Source organism: Alphaproteobacteria bacterium (genome assembly GCA_025800285.1).
Lineage (GTDB): Bacteria > Pseudomonadota > Alphaproteobacteria > JAOXRX01 > JAOXRX01 > JAOXRX01.
In genome coordinates this window covers 85459-106300 of the sequence record JAOXRX010000062.1, presented here as the reverse complement: position 1 = coordinate 106300, position 20842 = coordinate 85459, and the positions used below count along the sequence as shown (strand labels likewise).

At 31.3% G+C, this 20842-nt stretch carries 20 protein-coding genes; 13 read left to right on the top strand and 7 right to left on the bottom strand.

Going from position 1 to position 20842, the window contains the following annotated elements; translation table 11 throughout:
• The gene (locus OIF36_03765; protein ID MCV6599578.1) at positions 1-669 is read left to right on the top strand and encodes a hypothetical protein; all 669 of its coding nucleotides are present in this window, start codon (positions 1-3) and stop codon (positions 667-669) included.
• 48 nt (positions 670-717) lie between these two features.
• Here the strand turns inward: OIF36_03765 and OIF36_03760 are convergent, their stop codons facing one another.
• Both OIF36_03760 and OIF36_03755 read right to left on the bottom strand, forming a co-directional pair.
• Positions 718-2298 carry a hypothetical protein gene (locus tag OIF36_03760; GenBank protein ID MCV6599577.1) on the bottom strand — a complete coding sequence of 527 codons (1581 nt, stop codon included), beginning with the start codon at positions 2296-2298 and terminating at the stop codon, positions 718-720.
• 21 nt (positions 2299-2319) lie between these two features.
• Positions 2320-2652: a YbaB/EbfC family nucleoid-associated protein gene (locus tag OIF36_03755; GenBank protein MCV6599576.1), complete on the bottom strand. Its 333-nt coding sequence runs from the start codon at positions 2650-2652 to the stop codon at positions 2320-2322.
• Between the two features lie 150 nt (positions 2653-2802).
• Between OIF36_03755 and OIF36_03750 the strand changes: the two genes are divergently transcribed.
• Both OIF36_03750 and OIF36_03745 read left to right on the top strand, forming a co-directional pair.
• On the top strand, positions 2803-3180 hold the full coding sequence (locus tag OIF36_03750; GenBank protein ID MCV6599575.1) for a hypothetical protein: 378 nt from the start codon (positions 2803-2805) through the stop codon (positions 3178-3180).
• Positions 3181-3189: 9 nt separating this feature from the next.
• The gene (locus tag OIF36_03745) at positions 3190-3369 is read left to right on the top strand and encodes a hypothetical protein (protein MCV6599574.1); all 180 of its coding nucleotides are present in this window, start codon (positions 3190-3192) and stop codon (positions 3367-3369) included.
• 49 nt (positions 3370-3418) lie between these two features.
• Here OIF36_03745 and topA read toward each other — a convergent pair whose 3' ends face one another.
• From topA to plsY, 3 genes are read right to left on the bottom strand one after another with little or no spacing between them, the layout of a single operon-like run.
• On the bottom strand, positions 3419-5893 hold the full coding sequence (gene topA / locus OIF36_03740) for a type I DNA topoisomerase (protein MCV6599573.1): 2475 nt from the start codon (positions 5891-5893) through the stop codon (positions 3419-3421).
• Positions 5894-5953: 60 nt separating this feature from the next.
• The gene (gene dprA / locus OIF36_03735) at positions 5954-7096 is read right to left on the bottom strand and encodes a DNA-processing protein DprA (protein ID MCV6599572.1); all 1143 of its coding nucleotides are present in this window, start codon (positions 7094-7096) and stop codon (positions 5954-5956) included.
• Positions 7097-7687: a glycerol-3-phosphate 1-O-acyltransferase PlsY gene (gene plsY / locus OIF36_03730; protein MCV6599571.1), complete on the bottom strand. Its 591-nt coding sequence runs from the start codon at positions 7685-7687 to the stop codon at positions 7097-7099. It lies immediately after the preceding gene.
• A 200-nt stretch (positions 7688-7887) separates the two neighbouring features.
• Here plsY and OIF36_03725 point away from each other — a divergent pair, with 200 nt between their 5' ends.
• The 10 genes from OIF36_03725 to OIF36_03680 all read left to right on the top strand — a co-directional run bounded on the left by OIF36_03725 (position 7888) and on the right by OIF36_03680 (position 17620).
• Positions 7888-8550 (top strand): hypothetical protein, encoded by a 663-nt coding sequence (locus OIF36_03725; GenBank protein MCV6599570.1) that lies wholly within the window; start codon positions 7888-7890, stop codon positions 8548-8550.
• 24 nt (positions 8551-8574) lie between these two features.
• A complete protein-coding gene (locus tag OIF36_03720; protein ID MCV6599569.1) occupies positions 8575-8946 on the top strand; it encodes a hypothetical protein in 372 nt (123 codons plus the stop codon).
• Between the two features lie 2 nt (positions 8947-8948).
• Positions 8949-9305: a hypothetical protein gene (locus tag OIF36_03715; protein MCV6599568.1), complete on the top strand. Its 357-nt coding sequence runs from the start codon at positions 8949-8951 to the stop codon at positions 9303-9305.
• Positions 9306-9318: 13 nt separating this feature from the next.
• Entirely contained in the window at positions 9319-9984 is a 666-nt protein-coding gene (locus OIF36_03710; protein MCV6599567.1) for a hypothetical protein, read from the top strand.
• Positions 9977-12958, top strand: a complete 2982-nt coding sequence (locus tag OIF36_03705) for a type IV secretion protein IcmB (protein ID MCV6599566.1) — start codon at positions 9977-9979, stop codon at positions 12956-12958. Before OIF36_03710 ends, OIF36_03705 begins: the two co-directional genes overlap by 8 nt.
• Positions 12948-13511 (top strand): DnaJ domain-containing protein, encoded by a 564-nt coding sequence (locus OIF36_03700; protein ID MCV6599565.1) that lies wholly within the window; start codon positions 12948-12950, stop codon positions 13509-13511. The genes OIF36_03705 and OIF36_03700 overlap by 11 nt, the downstream gene beginning before the upstream one ends.
• 95 nt (positions 13512-13606) lie before the next feature.
• On the top strand, positions 13607-14956 hold the full coding sequence (gene secY, locus OIF36_03695) for a preprotein translocase subunit SecY (protein ID MCV6599564.1): 1350 nt from the start codon (positions 13607-13609) through the stop codon (positions 14954-14956).
• Between the two features lie 101 nt (positions 14957-15057).
• Positions 15058-15708 (top strand): nucleoside monophosphate kinase, encoded by a 651-nt coding sequence (locus OIF36_03690; protein ID MCV6599563.1) that lies wholly within the window; start codon positions 15058-15060, stop codon positions 15706-15708.
• Between the two features lie 141 nt (positions 15709-15849).
• Positions 15850-16767 carry a hypothetical protein gene (locus tag OIF36_03685; GenBank protein MCV6599562.1) on the top strand — a complete coding sequence of 306 codons (918 nt, stop codon included), beginning with the start codon at positions 15850-15852 and terminating at the stop codon, positions 16765-16767.
• Between the two features lie 139 nt (positions 16768-16906).
• Positions 16907-17620 (top strand): hypothetical protein, encoded by a 714-nt coding sequence (locus OIF36_03680; protein MCV6599561.1) that lies wholly within the window; start codon positions 16907-16909, stop codon positions 17618-17620.
• Positions 17621-17672: 52 nt separating this feature from the next.
• Here the strand turns inward: OIF36_03680 and OIF36_03675 are convergent, their stop codons facing one another.
• Both OIF36_03675 and OIF36_03670 read right to left on the bottom strand, forming a co-directional pair.
• Positions 17673-19115, bottom strand: coding sequence for a UDP-N-acetylmuramoyl-L-alanyl-D-glutamate--2,6-diaminopimelate ligase (locus tag OIF36_03675; protein MCV6599560.1), 1443 nt, complete (start codon positions 19113-19115; stop codon positions 17673-17675).
• Between the two features lie 25 nt (positions 19116-19140).
• The gene (locus OIF36_03670; GenBank protein ID MCV6599559.1) at positions 19141-20841 is read right to left on the bottom strand and encodes a penicillin-binding protein 2; all 1701 of its coding nucleotides are present in this window, start codon (positions 20839-20841) and stop codon (positions 19141-19143) included.
• Position 20842 lies beyond the last annotated feature (1 nt).

The window sequence follows — 20842 nt, the reverse complement described above, 5'->3', positions numbered from 1 at the left end:
ATGGATGCAACATACATAAGACTGGATACTTTCTTAAGTGAAGAATTTGGTTTTTTAGGTGAAAACTATAATGAAATTAAAGACTCTTTAATTAAGAATATAAAAGATTTATCAGATGTTTTGCTTATGTCTCCTAAAAGAGAAATTATGGATTTCTGTCTTGGTTTCTATAAAATAAAACGAAATCTAGTTGATGTAGATCTGTTCAGAGATTTATTCACAGTTGCTAATGATTATAGAAAAGATTTTATAGAAATGATGCCTTTGCTTATGACTATTGAATCTGTAAACTTTATAACTACTAAAGAAGATTTAGAAAGATTCTTTTTAGGTGTTTGTAAAAAGGTTAAGTTTTCTGCTGCTGAATTGGGGGATGAGGATAATAAAAGCTATTTAAAAGCTTGTGTTAATATAGTGGATTTTTCTTTCTTTGAAGAGCTTGAAAGTAGAGGTATATCTATTAAAGATAACAGATCTAATTTCTCTGATATATTTACAGATGCTGTTAAAGCCTCATTATGGAAAAGAATAGATAAAAAGGTAGAGCTTTTATCTCATCTTAAAAAAGATATATATGGTGAAGATTTATTGTTATTTGATATTAATAAAATCAACCTAATTCAAAACCGAGGAAAAAATATAGATAGTAATAATTTTATTAATGGTTAAAAAAAAGATGCTTAATTAAGCATCTTTTTTTATTTGTAATATACTATTTTAGTTAGATATATTTTTTAATTTTGGTTTTGAGCCACTTGTATCCCATATATCTGAAGGCCAGGTATTGTATATTTTTGCAATATCTGCTGGTTGACACTTTGTGTTAACTCCTACAAAATTACATGCATTATCTTGATTTATTACAGATAATGTTCCCCCACTATAAACTTTACCCACTAGACCGCCAGTACTCCTTGGACTTCCTATTGGAGCATTTGTCCAATCTGCATAACTGTTGGTAATGGTATTATTGTTCTCAGCTCCACCAATAAGACCGCCTACATAACTATCATCGACTAGTCCAACATCTCCAGTTGCATAGCTATTAGTTACAGAGGAGTTAGAGCTATATCCAATCAGACCTCCATTATCAAAACTCGCTCCATATACATTTCCAGTTGCATATGTGTTCTTAACTATAGAGTCATGAGTCTCTCCTATTAGTCCTCCAACACGATTGTCTGAAGGAGTGTGTACATCTGTTTTAGTATAGCATTTAGATATTTCTGATTTATAGCTATATCCAATTAGACCTCCAGTTCCACCGCTGCCGTAGATATCTATATTAGAATTATTATTAACATAACTATCTGTTATTTTAGAAAATAAAAAATATCCAACTATACCTCCGGTTACATTTCCACTAGATATATCTGTATTTATAACTTTAATTCTAGATATTTCTGTTGTATTAGATGTTCCAATTAAAGCACCTGTATATCCTCCTGTATTAAATGAAGAATTTTGAATTGTTAGGTTTTTGATATTAGCTAATTTTGTATAACCAAAAAAACCTTTGTTACTTCGATCAATATTAATTTTAATATTATCTATTATATGATTTTGTCCATCAAATTCTCCAGAAAAACTTGAGGAGAAACTTTTACCTAAAGGATTCCATCCATTATTATCATTACTATCTATAACTCCATCATTATTCCAATCAGTATTACTAGGGAAATAAATATCATTTGTCATTCTAAACTTTCCTTTTAAAATGAACTCTTCCCACGGACCATATTGATGTTCTGATATATGTAATAAATCTTTTGCACTGGATATTAAATAATAACCATCATTATCACAATATATAATATGTCCATAACCAGTTATAGAGTTAGAGCATACAGCATTGTTTACATTTATATTTGTAGAAACGATTCCTTCTTGGGTGTGTTTTAATACCGCATATAAAGTTATACTAACATTCCCCGCTTTTTTAGCTTTTGATATTGTAAGAGTTCTATTATTACCTGTTCCGGATATGCTTATATCATCTTTTGATATTATTTCTTCATTCTCTAATTTAAAGCTCAGAGATATATCTTCAGATTCTATATCTTGAGGATAACTTAAGCTTATAGAGAATATTTTATCTATATCTGACAATGTCATATTAACAGATTCGATATTTATGCTAACTTTTCCTTGACCGCTTGGATTAATATCAAATGGATGAGTTTGCGATGATTTCATTACTCCATTTAGATTATCAAAGTAGTAATATACTCTAGCATTAGCTAAATTTACTTTTATAATAAAAGTAAATATTATCATTAGTAAAATATTTCTTTTCATTTTTTTCATTCCTTTTTTATATTAAAATGGTAAACTCATTCCAGCAGGAAGTTGAAGTCCTCCCATTATTTCATTTGTTTTTGTCTCTACATGGTTGTTTAAAGCATCTTTTGCATTGTTAACTGCTACGATAACTAAATCTTCTAAATCTTCCTTGTCTTCAGCTACTACCAAATCTTCATTGATGTCTAAAGCTTTTAAGTATCCTTCACCGTTAATTTCAGCTTTAACAGCTCCTGATGCAGCTTCTCCTGTAAATGTTAATTTCTTTAGCTCTTTTTGCATTTTTTTCATATCGCTTTGCATCTTTTGAGCTTTTTTCATCATTCCCATCATATTTCCCATGTTTTTCATATTTTTTCCCTTTCATTATATGTTTTATATCTTAAAAAAATTTAGCATATTAAAAAATATAATTCAATATAAAAAAATAATTGTTTTTATTTTTATTTTGTGATATTATTATTCTAAGTTTTTGAAAAATAAAGAAAGGAAAATGCTTTTATGACATTAAAAATAATAGAGGAATTAGATTCGTATGAATTATTGAATGAGAACCATGTTCAACTTAAATATAGAGATAGTCAATATCCACCTTTTAATAAGGAAGATTGTAGCTATATGATTGTTGATGAAGGCATTCAAAAGGTATTATGTAGATCTGATGCTCCTATTAGAGTTAGAAAATTTAAAACAAGTGTTGGAAATATAGAGGCTTATGTTGCTTCAAGTTTGAATAAAAGGCATCTTTTTGATGTTAATGGAACTCGCTTATCTCCTAAAGGGGGTATGGTTGTAAAGGTTAATACTCCGAAATTGCAAAGCTCACAAGTTGATAAAAGCATACAAGCTGCTAATACTCGTAAAATTACAATAAACTAGGTGTTTAATATGGAAAAAAATATAAAAAAGAAAGTTATTTTAACAAAAATTACTTCAGGTGATAAAATAGGGAAGAGAAAAAAAGATAATACAGGAGTTATCCCTGCTATTAGGGTCAAGTCTTCTTGTTCTAAATGTAGAAAAAATGGTAAGTTGTTTTGCCCTATAACTACATCTTGCTCATGTTAATATAATCTTATTTATCAAATAAAAAGGCTCTTTTTTAAGAGCCTTTTTTTTATTTTGCTTTTTTAGCCTTTATTAGTTCAATAGCTTCCTCTAAAGTAACTTCTTCAGGTTTCTTGTCTTTTGGTATGGTAGCATTTACTTTTCCACATTTTACATAAGGTCCGTATCTGCCAGAGTAAACAGCTATATCATTCTTTTCATATTTCCCTAATTCCTTTAGAGGAGCGGCTTTTGCTCTTCCTTTTGCTTTAGGATTTTTCTCTGCTTCTTTCAGCATTTCAATAGCTTCCTCTAAAGTAACCTCTAATGCAGATTTATTAGAAGTAGTGAATGCTCCTTTGTATAAAATGTAATTACCGTACCTTCCAATACCTGTTTTAACTTCTTCACCTTCGTACTCACCTAGAGATTTAGGTAAAGATAATAGGTTTAAAGCTAGGGGTAGATTTACATCTTCAACTTTTATTCCTTTTGGTAAAGTGGCTCTTTTAGGTTTGTTTTTACCTTTACCATTTGCTGCACCCAATTGAATATAGAAACCATAAGGACCTTCTTTGAACCAAACATCTATTCCTTCTTCATTTTTTCCTAATATGTTATCTTCAAAGTCTGGTTTGTCTTCTTCTCCTTTGTGATGAGTAAAGCTTCTTTTGTAATCACAATCAGGGTATCTTGAGCAACCTAAAAATTCTCCATATTTTCCGAAATTAAGCTCAAGTTTGCCTTCTTTACATTTTGGGCATTCTCTATTGTCATCGGCGAATAGTAAGTGTGATAAGTCTTGAGTTATTTTCTCTTTTATATCTTGATGATCTAGTTCCATTCCTGCTTCAGTAGCTTTTTTAAATCCTGTCCAGAACTCATCAAGAGTTTTTATCCAGTCTTTTTCTCCCATTGATATTGAATCAAGTTGTTTTTCCATATCAGATGTGAATTCATACTCAACATAATCTTTAAAATAGTTTGTTAAGAAAGAGTTCACTAATCTACCTTTTTGCTCTGGTATAAATCTTCTTTGCTCAACTCTTACATAATTTCTAGTTTTTAGAACTCTCATTATGCTTGCATAAGTTGAAGGTCTTCCTATTCCTAGGTCTTCTAGTTTTTTAACAAGGCTTGCTTCTGAAAATCTTGCTGGAGGTTTTGTGAAATGTTGATTAATTTCAATTTTATCTTTATTTAGATTTTCGCCTTCATTTAATTTAGGTAAAGATTTTTCTTCATCATTTTCTATAGCATATAATTTTCTGAAACCATCAAATATTGTAATAAACCCAGTTGCTCTAAATATTCCGTGGTTATCAGCAGCTATATTTAATGTAGCTTGATTAAATTTAGCACTAGCCATTTGGCAAGCAACAGTTCTCTTCCAAATTAATTCATATAATTTAAATTGATCTTCATCTAGGTAAGGTTTTAAATCTTGAGGTTTTCTCAAGAAGTTAGTAGGTCTAATTGCCTCATGAGCTTCTTGAGCCCCTTTCGCCTTCTTGCTATATACTCTTGGTTTTGCAGGAAGGTAGTTTGAACCATATTCTTTTTCAATTAGCTTTCTAGCACCAGAGATTGCCTCATTAGATAAATTTATACTATCAGTTCTCATATATGTGATTAAACCAACAGTTCCTTCTTTACCGATATCAACACCTTCATATAATTTTTGGGCTGTTTGCATTGTTTTTGTTGCTCCAAAGCCTAATTTTCTAGAGGCATCAATTTGTAAGCTGGATGTTATAAATGGAGCCGCAGGATTTCTAGAAACTACTTTGTCTTCCATAGATATAACTTTATATTCTTTAGCATTGTTTAATTTATCTAAAATATTTTTAGCCTGAGCCTCATTGTTTATATCTAATTTGTTAAGCTTTTTCCCTTCGAAGCTGTATAGCTTTGCTTCAACTAAATCTTTATTTTCTGTTGTAAATTTAGCTAGCACATCCCAATATTCTGCTGGTTTAAAGTCTTCAATTTCTTGTTCTCTATCGCATACTAGCCTTAGAGCTACAGACTGTACTCTTCCTGCAGACTTAGCACCTGGTAGTTTTCTCCAAAGAACAGGAGATATATTGAACCCAACTAAATAGTCAAGAGCTCTTCTTGTTAAATAAGCTTCAACCATTTTTTTATCTATTTCTCTAGCATGTTTAAATGAGTCTAAAATAGCCGTTTTTGTAATCTCATTAAATACAATTCTCTTAACAGTTTTGCCTTTTAAGAGCTTTTTAGCTTCAAGCACTTTATATACATGCCAAGAGATAGCTTCTCCCTCTCTATCTAAATCGGTAGCAAGATAAAGCTCATCAGCTTCTTTCATGGCATTGGCTATATCAGATATAGTTTTTTTGCTTTTAGTGTCTGATGCCCATTTCATTTTGTATTGGTTTTCAGTATCTACAGAGCCATCTTTTGAAGGTAAGTCTCTTATGTGTCCAAAACTGGCCAATACTTTAAAGTCTTTCCCTAGATATTTCTCAATTGTTTTTGATTTTGCTGGTGACTCAACTATTACTAACTTTTTGCTCATTATTATTCTTTCTCTAAACTGTTAAATTTATTTTTGGTATTGCATTTTTTTTTCTCAATGTCAAGAGAGTAAACTAACTTTGTTCCCGGAGTGAGTTTCAATCCTGCCCGCAAGCTCTAAATCTAAAAGAGCTGTTAATATTAGGTTAACAGGCATTTTGCTATCAGAAATTATAGAGTTTATTTCTATAGGTACATAATTTATATATTCATTTAATAAAATATCTTTAGTTTCATCTAAATCTTCAATATTTACTTCTTTTGTTTGTATGGGCTCAAAATCAAATGAAAGTAAGTCCTCCTCTTTAAATAGAGGTTTTATCATTTTGTCCATTGCTTCAATAATATCATTAGCAGAGGTTACTAAGTTTGCTCCTTGTCTCTGAATTAGGCTGTTAGTGCCTTTTGCTTTAGGTTCCATTGGATGACCAGGGACTGCCATTACATCTCTACCATAATCAAGAGCTTGTTTTGCTGTTATTAGAGAGCCTGATTGTAATTTAGCTTCAATTACAACTGTTGCTCTAGATAAGCCTGCAACGATACGATTTCTTTTAGGGAAGTGTCTTGCTATAGGTTGTGTACCCATAGGAACTTCTGATATAATTAATCCTTTAGTTTTAATTTCGTTATAAATGTTAAGGTTTTCCTTAGGATAAATTACATCGACTCCACCTCCAAGAACGGCTATAGTTCCGTTAGCTAAGCCTCCTTCATGAGCACATGTATCTATGCCACTAGCTAACCCTGAGGCAATAACAAAACCTTTTTCACCTAAGTCCATAGATATTCTTCTTGCCATATTTTTAGATACTATTGTAGGGTTTCTATTCCCAATTACAGCTATGTTTTTCTTATTTAATAAAGATGTGTCTCCTAAGCACATTAAAACAGGAGGGCAGTCATCACATGCAAGTAAAGCTTCTGAATACTGAGGCTCGCAAGCACAAACTATTTCTCCTCCTAGTTTCTTTAGCCTTTTATATTCATCTAGCACTTCTTTATCGCTAGGTATTTTTACTTTTGATAATTTTCCACCTCTTTTAGCTATGTTAGGAATTTCTTCTAAAGCTTTCTTTGCAGATCCAAAATTATCTATTAATTTATAAAAGGTTATCGGGCCAACATTCTCTGTTCTTATTAATTTTAACCACTCTAGTTTTTCTTTTTCGCTTAACTCTATCTTATTCTTAAAATGTGGCATTTATTTTTTACCTATCTTTTTCTCTTCTCTTTTTATTATTCTAATGATGTTATCTTTATGTCTTAGCCAAACTATAATAGTTATTCCCATTGCTAAAATTGCACTTTTTTCATCTAATAGGAAAAAATTATAAATAGGTGCTAATAAAATAGCAACTAAAGCAGACAATGATGAGATTTTAAAAGTAATAGCTACAACTAACCAAGTTAAACAAACTAATAAACCTAATATTGGAGAAATAGCAAGTAAAACACCAAGTGTTGTTGCAACACCTTTTCCCCCTTTGAATCTCAACCAGATAGGGAAACAGTGTCCAATAATCGCTCCGATACCAGCTATAATAATATATTCAGGACAACAGGACTTAGCTATTAATACTGGAGCAACACCTTTTAACATATCACATATTAAAGTTAGTAAAGCTAGCTTTTTACTTCCTGTTCTTAGAGCATTTGTTGCTCCAATATTTCCAGATCCAATTTTTCTTATATCTCCGTGACCTAAAAGCTTAGCAAATATTAAACCAAATGGTATGCTACCAAAAGCATATCCAAGTAAAGTCAGTATTAAATATTGAGTAATTTCATTCATATTTTTCTCCTTTAAATTTTTTTCTTAATATTTCTTATCATAAAAATCTAAAAAAATAAAGAAATTGTTTGACTTGCCTTACTTTTTATATTAAATTCTTTAGTAGGTTTAAAGAAAAAGAGTTGATTATGAAAGCTTTTAGAAAATTTTTAATGATTTTTTGCCTGTTCTTTTTTATGGGAACAGTTATAACTCCCAATATGCCAGTATTCAGTAATTCTGTAGCATATGCTAAAGATTCTGGAGAAAGTAGTGGTTTCTGGGCCGATTTAAAAGTGGCTTTTAAAGGAAAATCCGGTAAGCCAGGTTGGAAGAAAAAAATCGCTGCTATGGATGTTTATTTCATTAATTTTATTAAAAATATAAGAAAGCCATTAATATTTTTAATTGGAATGATAGCTTTTATTATGGGGCTTGGTATGGTTATGAAATCTATTAATAGAATGACTAAGCCTGGATTTAAAGAAAGAGGTACTGCTTCTGGAACTTTGGCTATGTTAATAATAGGTTCTATGTTAATGTCATTGCCAGCTACTGTAAATACAATAGAGAATACTCTTTTTGGAGAGGATCAAATTGATATGAGTGATCAACAATCTTGGACAACAAGTGATTTAAGTTATGTGCAGAAAAAAGATTCAGAAAAGGCTGATAGAATCTTAAGAGCTATGAATGCAACTTTTCAATATATAAGAATATTTGGTTTGATTGCTTTTATAAGAGGTCTTTTCTTGTTTAAAGTTCATGTTGATGGAGGGCAAGCTTCTGTTTTAGCGGCTTCTCTTCATATGATAGGTGGGGTCATGGCAATGAATGTGGCTCCGGTAATTAGGATATTCCACCAAACAATGCTTAGTGGATAAAGTTTTTTTTAGAAAGGGAAAAATATGAAAAACTTAAAAAATATATATTATAAATCATGTGCAGCATTAACAGTTAGTGTTTTAGCTTCTGGTAATGTTTTAGCGGCTGAAGATATTGTAGAGGTTACAAAGAATGTTTCTAAAAATTTAAAAGGTGTTATTGATGTAATTAAAGTTGTTTCTTATATAGCGGGGCTTTCTTTTGGTATTGCTGGTTTATTAAAACTTAAAGAATACATGGATAAGCCTGGTCAAAATACAGGAATTCAAATGCCAATGGGTAGATTACTAATTGGTGCATTATTCTTATCTCTACCAACACTATTAAAAGTTTTTGGAGGTTCTACTGTAGGAGATGCTGGAAATATTTCAATAGATGAGATTGGTATTAGCTAATTATGAAGAATAAATTTAAGTTCTACTATTTATTATTTATGCTATTGCATCCAGAATTGTCTTTTGCACAAGTTGATACTTTGGGTGAAATGCTAGAAAGAGTGTCCGATCAGCTTGGAAGCACAGGAGGTTTATTTAGAATTTCTTGTTATATAGCTGGTTTGGGATTTACTATGAGCGGAATAATGAAGATAAAAGAACATGCCTCCATGGGGGGTAAGATGTCAACTAAAGATGTGGTGTCTAGACTTTGTGCTGGGGCATTCTTTATATATTTACCAGCCTTAATCAATGTGATTATAAACTCAACAGTTGGTCAAGGTGGTGGAATGGATTTATTGGTTGGTGGTCTTGATTAAAAAGGGGTTCTAAATGGATTTAAGATTAGGGATATTTGATGAGAAGTTATCAGATGAAGAGCAAATTTGCACTTTATCAGATTGTGAAGATAATTGTTGTCATTTTTGTGGTTTTAAATCTGAAAAATTCCAAGAAGTTATAAAGTGTGGTAACGAAAATTATGTAGCATGCTCTTTTTGTTACCAAACTTTAAACTTATTGGCTTGTGCTAGAAGAAGAGCAGGGTATTTGATTTACCTCCCAGAATTCACACAAGCAGAGTTAAATCATATGTTAAGAGCTATTTATGTTGCAAGGTCAAGTGATAATTCAAATATAGCTAATAAAGCGAGAAAATGCTTTGATGTTTTAAGCTCAAGAAGAGCTATTGCTGAAGATATTTTAGGAACTGATGACCCTAAAATATTAGCTGAAATAATAAATTCATTTATGAGTGATGAAGAAAGAAATATGATTCCTGAAAAATTAAAAGGAATTAGATTAATGTCATTAGATAAAAAAATAGAAGTAGAAGATGGAATGGAGTTTAATGAGTTTCCTCAAATGTTAAATTACTGGAAAAGTAATGTTGACTTTTTAAAACAGCCATGCTCTACTTGGAATAGTATAGAAGAAGTTTTAGATAAAGAAATAAAAGAAGAAAAAACAGCTGAAGAAGAGGTTAATGTAAATGAGTAGCTTTTTTAAGACAATTGCGGAAGGATTTTATTCTGCTTTAAAACAAAATATGGAGTCTTTTGTTAATTTAGAAACTGCTGTTGATGATGTTACATTAGCTGCAAATGACGGCTCTTTGGTTTCTGTTGTTAAAATTAAAGGTAGTAGAAGAATTATAGGAGATGCTGAGTATAGAGAAATAGTTTCTGATGCAACTCTTAAACTGGGAACAAAGTTTGACCAGCCAGGTTATGCTCTTCAAGTGTATTTTTCTAGAGATCCTTTTGCTTCTCAAAGAGATGTTGAAAGATTAGTAGAGCCTAGTAAGAATACAATAAGAAATATTAATTTAAATATGCAAGATGTTTTAGACGAAAAAATAAAGCATATATCTAATTACTTAGTTCATGAAGATATCTTTTTTGTTCTATGGACAAGACCGTCAAGCTTAACAGCATCAGAATCAGAACATGCTAAAAAAGAGGCTTTAAATAAAGAATGGGTTAGAGCTCAGAAATCTCAATTTCCTCATTCAGGATTTGAAGCTTTACATACAAAACACTTAAGTTATGTAAATGCTATAGTATCTTCTCTTAAAGAAATGGATATAGATAGTTATATTTTAGACTCTCATAGTGCTATACAAGAGGTTAGAGGTTCAATATATCCTTATAGAAAAAATGAAGATTGGAAACCAAATCTTCCAGGAGATAAAATTAAACCTAGACAATTATCAGAAAAATTTGACTATTCAGAAATTTTATGGCCTTCATTAAGGTCTCAAATTTGTATTGATGGTGCTGAAAATGTATCAAAAGAAAATGCAAAAATTGGTAAATTTATATGGTCTGGTGTTGATATGACATTAGCACCTATAACTCCGTCACCATTTCCAGTGTTGTTAAGAAGGCTAACAGAGCAAAATGTTCCATTTAGAATATCTTTCTTAATTGAATCTGGTGGTTCTTCAGGATTGCAAATGAGAAAATTCTTAGCAGGTATTTTAGGGTTTTCAAATGCTTCAAATAAATTATTAAAAGATTCAATCGAATGGTTAACTGACTTAGCTCAATCAGAGCCAGTTGTTAGACTTAGAGTGTCTCTAGCTACTTGGGCTCCAGAAGGAGAAGATGAAGTTTTAGAAGAGAGAGTTTCTTCTTTAATTCAATCTGTTGAAAGTTGGGGCTATTGTCAAGTGTCTCAAGTTACTGGTGATCCGCTAGCTTGTGTTATGTCTTCAGCTTTAGGAATAGCTTGTGCTTCAACAGCTCCAGCTGCTATCGCTCCATTCTATGATGTGGTTAAATTATTACCATGGCAAAGGCCTGCAAGTCCATTTGAAAATGGATCTATGTTGCTAAGAACAACAGATGGAAGGGTTTTTCCTTATCAAACAGGATCTGCTCTTACAACAACATGGTTTGATTTAGTTTTTGCGCAACCTGGTGCTGGTAAATCTGTTTTAATGAACTCTATGAACTTATCTACTTGTTTGCAAGCAGGTAATGCTAAGTTGCCTTTTGTGGCTATTATTGATATTGGACCTTCTTCGGCTGGGTTGATTTCAATGATAAAAGATGCTCTTCCTCCAGAGAGAAGACATGAGGCCGCTCATTATAGATTAAAAATGACAGAAGATTATGCTGTTAATCCATTTGATACACAATTGGGATGCAGACTTCCTCTGCCTCAAGAAAGAAGTTTCTTAATATCATTATTATCATTAATATGTACTCCTCCAGGTCAAAATAAGCCTTATGATGGTATCGCGGATTTAGCAGAACTAGTTGTTGATGAAATGTATAGGTGGAGGTCAGATCAAGGGTCAAATATAGAGCCTAGACCTTATATGCCAAAAGTTGATGATGATATTGATAAAGCATTATTGGCTAATAATATTATTTTAAAAGAAAAGAATGTTTACTGGTGGGATGTTGTAGATGCTTTCTTTGAAAAAGGATTGTATAACTTTGCTATTTTAGCACAAAGATATGCTTCTCCAATACTGACAGATGCTATCATTGCTTCTCGTCGTCCTCAAATTAAAGACTTATTACAAGGTACTACTATTGGGTCATCTTCAGAAGATGTTATACATGCTTTTGAAAGAATGATTTCATCTGCAATTAAAGAGTATGGTATCTTATCATCGATTACAAAATTTGATGTTGCAAATGCTAGAGTTTGTTCTTTAGATTTAGGAGATGTTTGTCCTCAAGGAGATGAAACTGCTGATAAACAAACCGCTATTATGTATATGATGGCTAGACAAACTCTAATTAAAAACTGGTGGATTGGAGAAGATTTGCTTAAATTCTTCCCTGAAAAATACTTAGATTACCATAAGGCAAGAGTAAAAGAAGTAAAAGAAACACCAAAAAGAATTTGTTATGATGAATTCCATAGAACAAGTAAATCAACAGAGGTTAGAGCTCAAGTTATTAGAGATGTTCGTGAAGGAAGAAAATGGGGTGTTCAAATCATCTTAGCTTCTCAATTGCTTGCTGACTTCTCTGATGATATGATTGATTTGGCTACTGGTGTTTGGATTTTAGGTGCTGCCGCTTCAGAGGTTGCAACTGTTAAAGCTGCAGAAGTATTTGGTCTTTCAGAGACATCTACTTGGATTATGAAACATAGGCTTACAGGTCCTACAGCAGCTGGTGCTCCTGGTTTGATGGTTCTTGCTACTAATGAGGGTAAATATGAGCAATTCTTAATGAATACTTTGGGTCCTATTGAATTATGGGCTCTTTCAACATCTGCCGAAGATGTGGTGCTAAGAAACCAATTGTATGAAAGATTAGGTGCGGTGAAGGCTAGAAAAGTTCTTGCAATGAACTTCCCAGGAGGTTCTTGTAGAAAAGAAATAACCAGAAGAGTTACTATTTACACTGAAAAAGGAGAGCTAGAAAAAGCTAAAGTTCCAAGTGTTATACAAGAAATAGCTGAGGAATTAATAAGTTATTCTCTAACTAATTTGAATGAAGTATAGTAAAAAATCTCCGCTTGATTTCTTTTCAAAGAAAAAAAATGAGACTATCCCTAAGAAAAAAAGATGTGATTATCCGGGCTGTGAGTGCGAGGGAGAATATAAAGCTCCTAAAAGTAGGACATCTATAAATGATTATTATTGGTTCTGTTTAGAGCATGTTGTTGCTTATAATAAATCTTGGAATTACTATGATGGTTTAAGTGAGATAGAAATTGAATTAGAGAGAAGAAAAAGTCTTTATGGAGATAGACCAACTTGGAATCAAGCGGGAAGGAATATATCTAGAGATGATTTGCTTAACAGAGTCTTTAGGTCTTTTGGTGTAGATGATGATACTCCTCATCAAAGAGAGATGAAGAAAAATACTCCTGAGCTTAAAGCTTTATTGGACTTAGGTTTGCAACCTCCTGTGTCGTTTAAAGAAATTAAAAATAGGTACCGAAAATTAGTTAAAAAGTACCATCCAGATGTTAATAAAAATAATAAAGCTTACGAAGAAAAGATTAAAAAGATAAATAATGCTTATCATATCTTAAAAAAAGTTTATCAATAATGCAAAAATAGCTTGAATTTTTAATGATTTTAAGCTATAAATCTATGTTAGATAAAATAGGGTTTATCCCTTAAAAAAATGGAGAAAATAAAAAGATGTCAAGTGTTTCAGAACAACTAGCAAATAACTTTAGCTTCGCATCAATGGCTAAGGCAACAGATTTAAAGAAAAAAATTATATTCACATTACTGGCTTTAATCGTATTTAGATTAGGTTCATTTGTTCCTGTTCCAGGTGTTGATGCTGGTATTCTAGCAAGCATTTTTGAGCAAAATCAAGGTGGTATTCTAGGAATGTTTGATATGTTTTCTGGTGGTTCTTTAAGAAGAATGACAATATTTGCTCTTGGTGTTATGCCATATATCTCTGCTAGTATCGTTTTCCAACTTCTTACTGCTATATATCCTCCATTCATTGCTCTAAAAAAAGAAGGTGCAATGGGATTCAAAAAAATTAATCAATACACAAGATATGCAACAATCATATTAGCTATGCTTCAAGGTTGGGGATTAGCTGTAGGTATGGAAGCTATGACTGGACCAATGGGATCAGCTGTTGTTAATCCTGGCTTTTTCTTTAGGTTCTCTACAATGGTTAACCTTGTAGGAGGTACAGTTTTCCTAATGTGGTTAGGTGAGCAGATTACTGCTAGAGGTATTGGAAACGGTATATCTTTAATAATTTTCTCAGGTATCGTTGCAGCATTGCCTGCTTCAATAGCTGGTTTTTTCGAAATGGGTAAAACAGGTGCTATCTCTACATTGGTTATGATGATGGTTATGGCTCTGGCTGTAGGGCTGGTTTTCTTCATAGTATTTATGGAAAAAGCTCACAGAAGAGTTCTTGTGCAATATCCAAGAAGACAGGTTGGAAATAAAATGTTTGGTGGAGATGCTTCTCATATACCTTTAAAAATTAATGTTTCAGGTGTTATCCCTCCAATCTTTGCATCATCTCTTTTATTATTGCCTTTGACTTTAATAGGGTTCTTAGGTGGAGAAAATGGAACAGGCCCTGAGTGGTTAGCTGATATATCTGCTATGTTCCAAAGAGGCTCTGCAATGTATATGATAGTATTCTCTTTATTAGTGCTATTCTTTACATTCTTCTATGCTACAATAGTATTTAATCCAGATGAAACTGCTGATAATCTAAAACAATATGGTGGTTTTGTTCCTGGTATTAGACCTGGTAAAAATACAGCAGATTTCTTGCATTATCTATTAAATAGACTTGCTGTTATTGGTTCTGTATATTTAATTTTTATATGTTTATTGCCAGAGTTTTTGATAGCTAAGTTTAATGTTCCTTTCTATTTAGGTGGAACAAGCTTACTAATCGTTATTTCTGTTATGATGGATACAGTAGCTCAAATTCATTCTCATTTAATATCTCATCAATATGAAGGTTTATTAAAGAAAACAAGAATTAAAAGCAGAAGATAATAATTACCATAAAGATTTTATAAAAATATGTATCTAACATTGTTAGTGTGAATACTCTTTTTCTAAATCTTTTATGTTTAACAATTTAAAAAGGAAAAATTATGAAAAACGTTGTTTTATTTGGTGCTCCAGGAGCGGGTAAGGGTACAGTTGCTAAATATTTAGCAGATAGATATGGTTGGAAGCATTTATCAACCGGTCATGTATTTAGAAGCGATTTTTATAATAGACCCGAATTTAAAGATCTAAAAGAAGCTTTAGAGCAAGGTAAATTTGCTAGTAATGATATAGTTATTAAGCTTGTTGAAGAATGGCTAGATAAAGTGGGAGTAAAAGGCGGAATAATATTTGATGGTTTCCCAAGAGATTTAGATCAAGCAAAAGCTTTTGAAGAAATCATTAAAAAAAGAGGTCTTGATATAGACTTTATTATAAGTTTAGATGTAAGTGATGAAGAGATTATAAACAGAATAACAGGAAGAATTAATTGTCCTTCATGTGGTTCTAGTTTCCATGAAACAGCTAATCCTCCTAAAAAAGAAGGTGTTTGTGATTTTTGTGGTTCTGAAGACCTTTGTAAGAGAGAAGAAGATACAGAAGAGGCTTTAAAAGAAAGAATGATGAGATATCATACAAGAACTAATCCTGTTATTGAATACTATAAGGATTTACATACTGTTTCTGTGATTGATGCATCGGGCACTCCAGAAGAAGTCCAGTCAATAGTTAGAGACATAATAGGAAAAGAATAATAGTATTATTAAAACATTATTAACGACTCTAAGTTTTTCTTGATTTAGAGTCGTTTTTTTTTACATTTTATTGATTTATTGGTCATATTATGATATAATTTTGTTATTAAACTGTAATTAAGATTTAATTAGGAGGGAATAATGGGGGTTTTTAAAAAGGTAGCAAATTTTAGTTTTAAAACTACTATTACTGCAGGTCTTTTTCTGGCGGGTTATAACTTGTTTGATTCAGATGATGATGGGGACTTTGTTAAAGATGTTTATAAACAAACAAATGAGTTAAAACAAAAAGAGAATGTTGGTAATCAGAATGATGTCCCTGTAAGTGAATTTATTAATAAACCGACTATAATAGCAGAAACAGGTTATTTGAAATCTGCAGATTTTAAGGATGTGGAATTATCTAATAAAGATAAATATTCATATGTTGAGGGTTCTAGGTTTTCAATATCAAATAGTCAAGAAGAGCCTTTATTAGTTATTTATAAAGATAATGAGAGTTCTCCTCATTTTAGATTTAGTTTAGATTATTTTAATAATCCACAATCTATTGATAATTCTAAAGACAAGCTTTATGGAGTGGATTTAGAACAAGTTATTGTATATCAAAATGGAGCAAAAAGATCTGTTTCATTTGAAGAGTATGATAATCTTATTTCTCAGAATAAAACAGGAGGGGCTCTATATAGAGATATAAAAAAATCTATAGAGGGGGATGATTCACCCTATAGTGTTGATCATAATCAGAGAAATAGATTAACAGTGAATTTCAAACTAGATGAAAAGAGCAATTCTATTTATACTAAATATAGTTTTAATGATAAATTCTTAAGAAACTTAGATTCTTATTTGAAGCAAGACCCTAGATATTTATTTGGGGCTAGTATAGATGAGGTAAGTGTTATAAAAGATGGTAAAAAAGAGTCTATTGATAGTGATGTTTATAAATCTTTGTTTATGTTTAATCATAACAAAGTTTATCAAGAAAGAGTGTCGCTTAGATTAAAAGATGATAATTATTATAAGGCACTTGAATATCAGAAAACTCTTAATCCATAAGATAAAATTAAGGGTGTTAAAATATTATTTCCATAAAATAATTTGTTTTGGATATGATATTTTATTGAGATGTTGATTATTTGTCGATTTTATGATATAATTGTTTTTATAAGAAAAAGATTTTAAAAGGGAGATAATTATGAATCTTATGCATGATATAGGTAAATACGGTTTTGTTGCAGGATCTATGTGGTTTGCTGCAAAAACAGTTTCAGCTGTTGCTATTGTTTATGGTGGTTTATCGTTAGCGACTGATAGTGTAGCAGATAAGTATGGTTTAAATAAACCTAAAATAATAAATAAAGAAGAAGCCGTTGCTCAGTATAATGGTGTAAAATCTGTTGAGCCTAATAAACAAATATCTAAATTAGACCAAATTGATAATAACAATGTTAGTCATAGGAATGTTGCTGGAGAAAAGGTTTCTGTAGATCCTAAGCAAAAAGAGGATATGATTGTTGTTTTAAGAGAAGATTCTAGTGATAATGTTTATCATAATTATTATTTTAGTAAGAACTTTTATAACAATACTATTTCACATTGGAATCTTGAAAGACATAGTGCTAAGGATTATTTATATCAATATAGGCCTGATAAAATTTATTTTATGGATTCTAGAGGGAACAAAGAAAGAATACCTTTAAGATACTATGATGAATTAATTCAAGAAGAAAGAGATAAAGCTTTAGTTCATAGTAATGCTAAACTTGATATAAAAGAAAATGCTGTAATAAGAGGTGCTCATATTGAAGCGAAAAAACAAGATATCAGAAAGCAAGAGAAAAGAAAAAATAAGTTTTTAGATAAGGCTTATAAAAAAGGTGGGGATAGATTGTTAGATCATTTATTCTAAAATTAGGAATAAAAATAGGTGCTGAAAAGCACCTATTTTTATTATTTTAATATTATATATTTTTTAATACTTCTTCTTTATCATTAAAAGGTATTACTTCTTTGCCAATAACTTGACCAGTTTCGTGACCTTTACCAGCTATAATTAATAAATCATGCTCTTCTAACATTTCTATAGCTTGCTTTATTGCTACTGCTCTATTGCCTATAGATATGCCTTTAGGGCAAGAGGATTTAATTTCTTCTCTTATAATGCTTGCATCTTCAGTTCTAGGGTTATCATCACTAATAATAGCTATATCAGATAAATCATTTGCTATTTTTCCCATTATAGGTCTTTTAGTTTTGTCTCTATCTCCACCACAACCAAAGACACAAATTAACCTTCCATTGCTTTCAACATGTGGTCTAATAGATTTAAGCATGTTTTCTAAACCATCTGGAGAATGAGCATAATCAACATATATTGTAGCTCCATTTGACTTTTTACCTATAAACTCCATTCTTCCATCAACACCTTTAACTAATGGAAGTGTTTTAGCTATTTCATCAGTTTTGTTAATAAATTCTGGATTTGTTGAAATAGCTAAAGCTATGGCACAAGCAAGATTTGAAGCTTGAAAACTTCCAATTAATTGTAAATCTACAGTGTGCTCTTTGCCAAATATATTAAGTTTTACTTTTTGCCCATGCTTTAGAGGAGTAGTTTCTAATATTTTTATATCATCACCATTTTCTCCAAAACTTATAACTTTTTCACCTTTTAATAAACAGATATTTCTCAAGCTTTTATATTCTTTTATATCTGCATTTAGGACAGCATATTTACCAGAGGGCAATATCTCAGAGAACAATCTAGCTTTTGCATGGTAGTAGCTAGACATATCATTGTGATAGTCTAGATGTTCTGGAGTTAAGTTTGTAAACCCAGCACCTGATATATGTAAGTCATCTAATCTATTTTGTATTATACCATGAGATGAAGCTTCAATTGCCAAATGAGTTATACCTTTATCGGTTAAGTCTGCTATTTCTTTATATAACTCTTTAGAGTCTGGAGTAGTTCTTTCGCCATATTTATATGAATCTCTTGTTACAACTCCAATAGTTCCTATGCTTGCAGATTCATAGCCAAGTAATTCCCATATTTGTCTAGTAAAATTAGCTATAGATGTTTTACCATTTGTACCTGTTACTGCTATTAAATGAGCAGGCTGTTTTTTGCCATAAAAGTTAAAGCATGCCTTTGAGTAATCTGCTCTAGGATTTCTTGACTCTATTAGGTTATTCATATCTTTATTAAAGGCACCATATCTAGCTACTACAGCTGCAGCTCCTTTTTCTAAAGCTTGTTCTATATATTTTGTACCATCTGTATCTACACCTGTTAGAGCAAAAAATAAAGATCCCTCTTTAACAGCTCTTGAATCGCAAGTTATATCTTTGATTTCTATTTTTGGTAAGTTATCGTTATCTAATAATTTTGACAAAATCATATTTTATACCTTCTTTTATTATTAATTATTCTATTATAAGATTTTTTTCTATATTTGCAATATCAAATTCATTATTTTCAGGGAAAATGCCGAGTATAGGAGCTATTTGCTCTATTACTTTTTTAACTGCAGGAGCAGCAACCCAACCACCTGTCGCAAATCCCCAAGTGTCTTTTCTATCTTGAGGTTCATCAACCATTATATATATTATATATTGAGGTTTATTCATAGGGAAAGCCCCAATGAAAGATGATATTACTTCTTTACCTTTATATCCTCCATTTTCATCAAGTTTATCTGCTGTACCTGTTTTGCCTCCAATAAAATATCCTTTAGATTCTGCTTGAGAACCGGTTCCTTCTCTAACGACTATTCTCATCATCTTCTTGATTAGATTAGATGTTTTTTTAGATACTACTCTGTTTTTATACTCTACTTTTTTACCTTTTAATAGAGTTGGCTTTACTTCAAGTCCATCATTTAATATGCTAGCAATAGCCGTGGTCGCAGATAAAGGAGAAACGGCTATACCGTGCCCATAACTCATTGTCATTGCATTTGCAAGCCTCCATTTATATGGGGTTATAGTGGAGCCAACCTCTGGAATTTCTATATCTACTTTATCTAACAAGCCTAATTTTCTAAAGAAATCTCTTTGTTTTTCTACTCCTAATTGATCTATTATTCTGGCAGAACCTATATTAGAAGACTCTCTTAAAATTTCTGAGAGGTTAAATTTTGTTCCTTTTTTCTCTTGATGATAATCTTTTATACGGAATCTACCTATTTTTAGAGGTTGACCTACATCAAAAGTGTCTTCCATAGTAATCCCATTTTCAAGGGCTAATGCATTGTTTATAATCTTAAATATTGATCCTAATTCATATATTCCTAAGGTCGCTCTATTAAATTTTTGATCTTTAGATGCTTTTTTAATATTTGTTGGATTGAAGTCGGGCAGTGAGCTTATTCCTAATATCTCACCGCTTTGAATATTCATGACAATACCAGCTCCTCCTATGGCAGAGAATCTATCAATCGCATACTTTAGTTCTTTTGTTAAAATATTTTGAACTCTTGTATCTATTGATAGTTCTAAATCTTCATAAGAGTCCTTTATCTGTTCGTTTAAGCTTTTCTCAACTCCAGATATACCAATGTTATCAACATCAGTGAACCCCAGAAATTGAGACATATAATGCCCTTGAGGATAAAATCTTTTTTCTTCTTCCTTAAAGAATACTCCAGGTATGCCAAGTTTGTTTATTTTATATTGAACCTCAGGAGTTATTTTTCTCTTAATCCAAACAAACCTTCTCTTTGGGTTTTTTAGCTTTTCTCTTAATGTAGATAAAGGTATGTCTTTAAGAACTGAATGCAATTTATATACAGCCTCATCTAAATCAATAATCTTAGCTGGGTCTGCATAAACTGAAGGTATTTTAAGAGATGTTGCTAAAAGATTTCCATTTCTATCTGTTATATTAGCTCTGTGTTCAATTAGATTCTTATTATATGTAGAAGCATAGTCTCTAGGTTTGTAATCACTAAGAGATAAACTTATAACTCTTAGCATTCCAATTAAATAACATAATATAAAACATAAAACTATTATATAGACTCTTAATTTTGCCTCTTTATAATGATGATAATCAGTAGCACTCAAGGATGTTCCACCCTGAGATTTTATTATAGACGGAGCAAAATCTCTATATGCTTTATTCATA

Bases quoted from the DNA above. Each gene is read 5' to 3' on its own strand.
- OIF36_03765 (MCV6599578.1), top strand. From the start codon at position 1: ATGGATGCAACATACATAAGACTGGATACTTTCTTAAGTGAAGAATTT.
- OIF36_03760 (MCV6599577.1), bottom strand. From the start codon at position 2,298: ATGAAAAGAAATATTTTACTAATGATAATATTTACTTTTATTATAAAA.
- OIF36_03755 (MCV6599576.1), bottom strand. From the start codon at position 2,652: ATGAAAAACATGGGAAATATGATGGGAATGATGAAAAAAGCTCAAAAG.
- OIF36_03750 (MCV6599575.1), top strand. From the start codon at position 2,803: ATGACATTAAAAATAATAGAGGAATTAGATTCGTATGAATTATTGAAT.
- OIF36_03745 (MCV6599574.1), top strand. From the start codon at position 3,190: ATGGAAAAAAATATAAAAAAGAAAGTTATTTTAACAAAAATTACTTCA.
- topA (MCV6599573.1), bottom strand. From the start codon at position 5,893: ATGAGCAAAAAGTTAGTAATAGTTGAGTCACCAGCAAAATCAAAAACA.
- dprA (MCV6599572.1), bottom strand. From the start codon at position 7,096: ATGCCACATTTTAAGAATAAGATAGAGTTAAGCGAAAAAGAAAAACTA.
- plsY (MCV6599571.1), bottom strand. From the start codon at position 7,687: ATGAATGAAATTACTCAATATTTAATACTGACTTTACTTGGATATGCT.
- OIF36_03725 (MCV6599570.1), top strand. From the start codon at position 7,888: ATGCCAGTATTCAGTAATTCTGTAGCATATGCTAAAGATTCTGGAGAA.
- OIF36_03720 (MCV6599569.1), top strand. From the start codon at position 8,575: ATGAAAAACTTAAAAAATATATATTATAAATCATGTGCAGCATTAACA.
- OIF36_03715 (MCV6599568.1), top strand. From the start codon at position 8,949: ATGAAGAATAAATTTAAGTTCTACTATTTATTATTTATGCTATTGCAT.
- OIF36_03710 (MCV6599567.1), top strand. From the start codon at position 9,319: ATGGATTTAAGATTAGGGATATTTGATGAGAAGTTATCAGATGAAGAG.
- OIF36_03705 (MCV6599566.1), top strand. From the start codon at position 9,977: ATGAGTAGCTTTTTTAAGACAATTGCGGAAGGATTTTATTCTGCTTTA.
- OIF36_03700 (MCV6599565.1), top strand. From the start codon at position 12,948: ATGAAGTATAGTAAAAAATCTCCGCTTGATTTCTTTTCAAAGAAAAAA.
- secY (MCV6599564.1), top strand. From the start codon at position 13,607: ATGTCAAGTGTTTCAGAACAACTAGCAAATAACTTTAGCTTCGCATCA.
- OIF36_03690 (MCV6599563.1), top strand. From the start codon at position 15,058: ATGAAAAACGTTGTTTTATTTGGTGCTCCAGGAGCGGGTAAGGGTACA.
- OIF36_03685 (MCV6599562.1), top strand. From the start codon at position 15,850: ATGGGGGTTTTTAAAAAGGTAGCAAATTTTAGTTTTAAAACTACTATT.
- OIF36_03680 (MCV6599561.1), top strand. From the start codon at position 16,907: ATGAATCTTATGCATGATATAGGTAAATACGGTTTTGTTGCAGGATCT.
- OIF36_03675 (MCV6599560.1), bottom strand. From the start codon at position 19,115: ATGATTTTGTCAAAATTATTAGATAACGATAACTTACCAAAAATAGAA.
- OIF36_03670 (MCV6599559.1), bottom strand. From the start codon at position 20,841: ATGAATAAAGCATATAGAGATTTTGCTCCGTCTATAATAAAATCTCAG.